This window comes from Desulfobulbaceae bacterium (assembly GCA_015231515.1).
GTDB lineage: Bacteria > Desulfobacterota > Desulfobulbia > Desulfobulbales > VMSU01 > JADGBM01.
In genome coordinates this window covers 1-4384 of the sequence record JADGBM010000177.1, presented here as the reverse complement: position 1 = coordinate 4384, position 4384 = coordinate 1, and the positions used below count along the sequence as shown (strand labels likewise).

3 protein-coding genes are annotated in these 4384 nt (G+C 46.0%); all 3 read right to left on the bottom strand.

The genetic code is table 11. The features are described 5' to 3' along the window. Positions 1-806: aminopeptidase N (gene pepN / locus HQK80_15700; protein MBF0223636.1), on the bottom strand; the 806-nt coding region annotated here is incomplete at its 3' end. Positions 807-980: 174 nt separating this feature from the next. Beyond that, complete coding sequence (locus HQK80_15695) at positions 981-3149, bottom strand: transglycosylase SLT domain-containing protein (GenBank protein ID MBF0223635.1); 2169 nt, start codon at positions 3147-3149, stop codon at positions 981-983. 31 nt (positions 3150-3180) lie between these two features. After that, the gene (locus tag HQK80_15690) at positions 3181-4161 is read right to left on the bottom strand and encodes a diguanylate cyclase (protein ID MBF0223634.1); all 981 of its coding nucleotides are present in this window, start codon (positions 4159-4161) and stop codon (positions 3181-3183) included. Positions 4162-4384 lie beyond the last annotated feature (223 nt).

Sequence of the window (4384 nt, the reverse complement as noted above, 5' to 3'; positions counted from 1 at the left end):
CCCTTGTTCTCCATGGCGCCGGCATTAAAATCATCAACGGCCACAACCATATATTGATCCAGATCGACCTCCAGGTTGAAGCGGGTTTCATCCCAGAGCATGGCTTTTTTTAAAGACGCCATTGCATGGGCGCATTTATCAGCGTTGTGATGCTCGGTGTATATTTGAAGCTGGATATTGCGGTTTGATTTTGTGGTAAAGGTATCGTTAAGGACGGCAAGATCTCCGGCTACAATGGCAAAAAGGTAGCATGGTTTTCTGAAGGGGTCTTCCCATTTTGCATAATGACGATTCCCTGAAAGTGGGCCGGTTGTTAAAAGGTTGCCATTGGCCAATAAAACCGGGTAGGCCTTTTTTTCTGCCTCAAGCGTAACGGTGTATACTGTTAAAACATCCGGGCGGTCTGGAAAGTAGGTTATTTTTCGAAAGCCTTCAGCCTCACACTGGGTGCAGTACATGCCGTTTGATTTATAGAGACCTTCCAGGGAGCTGTTTTCCTGAGGCTTTATCAGGGTTTCAATGGTCAGGGTAAAGCTTTCTGGGGTTGAATGGATGGTAAGGGAGTCCGGGGTTAGCGCATAGTGGTCTTCGTGCAGAGGTGTATCGTTTAAGGCAATGCTGACCAGCTCCATTCCAACCCCGTCCAGGCAAAGTGCCCCTGCCGTCTTGGTAGACTTGCTGATGACGAGCGTTGACTTGACCTGTGTGTATGCCTCGTTCAGTGAGAAGTGAAGGTCTATTGAGTTGATGGAGTAGGGAAACGGAGTGTAGTCCTTTAAATATTTGGTTTGTGGTGTGGTTGTCATGCGAACCCTTTGTCTGAAAGATCAATAAGAAAATCTGTGTTGTAAGCTACCAATAAATTATGAGTATGAGTTTGGAATATATATGACGTTAACAGCCTCCAAGTGTGACAGTTGTTTTTGAGCGACGGCTTAGGTAGATGGTGGTAGTATAACTCAGGGCAGGCCCGCAGGGAATCAGCTGGTTTTTTCAATTACGGGTATTGTAAGTTGCTGTTTTGGCATAAGAGATTCAAAGTTCAGGGCGGGGTTATATTTTTTAATAAGCCAGAAAGGTATCTCTAACTCTTCTTGGCATAATGTCCAGATATTGTCACCTCGCTTAATCGAATAGGCCTGAATGCCGACAACTTTATAGGCGGAGAAAAAATCCTCTTCAATTTCTTTGTGATGCTCATATCGACGTTCTTCAAAGAGGTCTTTGCCGACTTTGCCAAGTGGTATTTTAATAAGCTGGTGGGTCCGAATTTGTCTGCCGTATCTAAAGCCGTTTAGCTCGCGGATCTCTTGTGTTGGAATCTCAAGCCATTCAGCGTAATGCCCAAGCGTTTCTGTGTCTTCAACTTGAACAAACCCGACTTTTTGATTTTTAATTTCCTCTACACGCTCGACCATAAAATTCCCCGATATGACGGCAGGGTTAATTTCAGTGACACTTGAGGTCAGTGGCTCTACAGCAGGCAGCTCGGCTACAATAATCTCCGCAGGATCCTGAAAGGAGCGAATCTCTGGGATTTCTTGAGATGTCAGAGTTTTGTCTTGTGAAGACGGAGCAGGGACTGTTTTTTCAAGCAGCACCAGGCGAGGCGGTGGCTCAGGAGTTGGCACTTCTGCAACAACCGGCGCCTCTGGTGGTTTTGGCATCAGGGCTGGTTGAGCTGGTGTTGTTACTGTGACAGGGCTTTTGGGAACCGTAGTAGCTGGTTCTGGAAGCGTAGCCACTGCAATTTGAATTTTTTCTCCGGGGGTAGGGATTCGCAGGTTTTGGCCGACATAAATTGTTGATTGTCTGTTGAGCATATTTATATCAATGAGATCTTTTAAGGTGACATTATGGAGGCGGGCAATCTTCCCGGCTGTGTCCCCTCGTTCGACCCTGTAGAAACGACTGTGCTTTTGTTCGTTTTGGTAGAGGTCCGGGGGGACGTTCATCGCCAGCAGGTCGAAATCCTTAAGGCCGGATGGCAGTTTGAGTGAGTATCCTTTCGGGATATATTTCTGACCGGAATAGACAGGATTTCTTAAGGCGGGGTTGAATTTTCGAATAGTCTCGATGTTAACATTGAAGTGTTCTGCTAAAGAGTCGATGGGGGCATATCCAGTCATCAACACCTTTTGAACCTGAACTGGCTGATCAAGGGTGATATCTTTGAAATATGTTGTGTAATTTTGGGCGATTTCGCGTGCTGCCAGAAACTCAGAATAAAAGTTTTTGGAGGCAAAGCCAAAGCGTTTATTGTCATAATTGTTGAAGATATTTTCGTAATTTCCCAGTTGACTTTTGGCTCTGATCATTGAGCCCGCACCATGATTGTAGGCAGTGAGAGCTAAGGGCCAGCTGTTTAGTTTTTTGTAGTTTTCCTTAAGGTATTTCGCTGCGGCGTGGGACGAGGTGATAGGATCTCGCCGCTCATCAAGTGTATAGGTAATCTCAAGAAACCTTCGTCCTGTTGAACGGATGAACTGCCAGATTCCAGCAGCTCCAAACTTTGAATAAGCGTTATAGTTAAAAGAAGATTCAACATGTGGCAGGTAGGCAAGGTCAACGGGCAGGCCGCTGTTTCTGAAAATTGTTTTAATCTCGGCCAGGTGTTGACCCGAGCGGATAACACCAGCCTTGAAGCGATCGCTGATGCAGAGCTGGAATCGAATGTTGTCGGCGGCATTTTTCCAGACTTGGGGCGAACCTTTCGAGCCAAATAGTTCGGCAACTCTTTTTTCTTCGGCAGTGGATGGTGTCTGGTGGGCGGCTAAGTTGTTAAGAATTCTTCTGTACTTATCCTTGACTTGCTTGATTTGTTTCTCGTTGGCGCGGCGGCTCCCAGATATATCCGACGACTTAACCGTAATCACTTCATAAATTACTGATAAGTTGTCGATGTCATGAATCATTCCCATGGTGGAGGGATATTCGGCATATACTTTTTTCCAGAAAGCAACATTGGGTTCAATGCTTTTGAAGGTTGGAAAAGGGGATTCCGAGGCCGCTGAAAATGATGGAATTATAATCAAGGTGAGGATGAAGATGAAGGGTGCCCAATACGCTTTGATCGTAGATCGCAGACGTTTGATGGCCCCTCTTCGCATGCTCAGCGGAACTGGTTGAAGCAGGGTGGTGTTTTTCATGTTTGAGAAATATTAGGTTTTAGTTTTTGGATCACCCAAAGCAGATGCACCTATTTCCGCCTTGATGTTTTGCCTGTCTCAAAGCTTCTTCGGCCATGATCAGCAGATTGCTTATGGCCATTTTACCTGAGGGTACAACGCAAGCCGTCCCCATACTGACGGTTATCAACTCCGAGTTGTTGTCATTTCGATGTTTAAGTTCAAGCGCTGAGACACTTTCAAGCATGTTTTGTGCGACGCTCCGTGCTCCGTTTTGATCGGTTTTCGGTAAGAAAACGGCAAATACACTGCCGCTGTATCGCGCCAGATGGTCACCAGCGCGACGTAACGAGACCTGCAAAACCTGGCCTATCAGTTTGAGGCATTCATCTGCCTTAGCCTGACCGGCCAGGTCTGAATAGTGGCTGAATTTGTCGATCTCTATAAAAATTACGGCTAGCGGGGCTGATTCTCGGAAAGAGCGTTGCCACTCTTTTTCCAGGCAGCCATCAAAATAACGCCGATTGCCCACTGTTGATACATCATCGGTAATTGTCAGCTCGGCCAACAATATATTGTTTCTTTCAAGGTCTCTATAGAGCTTAAGTAACTCCTGCTCGCGGGCCTTACGGGTGTCAATCTCCTTCTTGAGTTTGACTGCCGATTTAACCCGGGCCAACAACTCAAGTTCACCTGTCGGTTTAGTTATATAGTCAGAAGCTCCAGCCTCGAAGGCGCGTTTAAGGGTTTCTTGTTCATCCCTTATGGTGACCATTAGAACGGGTGTGTCGCGATAGGCCTGGTGCGCCTTTATTAATCGGCATGTCTCAATACCATCTATGCCAGGCATGACGATGTCAAGAAGAATGCAGTCGATCTTGGGGTGAGTATCTTGAGCCGGCTGAATTCCGAGAAACTCCAAGGCTTTATTTCCTGACTCCAGGCACTGTATTTTTTTGTGGCCTGCCCGATCCAAAGTAGCCTGCAGGAGGCGAAGTACCGGTGGCGAGTCGTCAACTATAAGTATGGACATATGCTATCTCTATCTTGTATATGAGGCGCTACTGAAGTTATGTTTCAGTGGTGTTTGCTATTTTTCAGGCCCCACCTGAAAGTTACAATTCTAGTTTATCTAATTAAGGTTACCAATTAATATAGTAGGATGCAACGAATGGTTTAATGATTGTTGCGCTTAGGCAAAGTGCTGGCCGTTTGTCTTTTCTAATGTTTTCAACGTGGAGGTACTATGTATAGTC

What these genes read in the sequence shown, in the direction of transcription:
- HQK80_15690 (MBF0223634.1), bottom strand. Translation starts at nt 4,161, where the DNA reads ATGTCCATACTTATAGTTGACGACTCGCCACCGGTACTTCGCCTCCTG.
- HQK80_15695 (MBF0223635.1), bottom strand. Translation starts at nt 3,149, where the DNA reads ATGAAAAACACCACCCTGCTTCAACCAGTTCCGCTGAGCATGCGAAGA.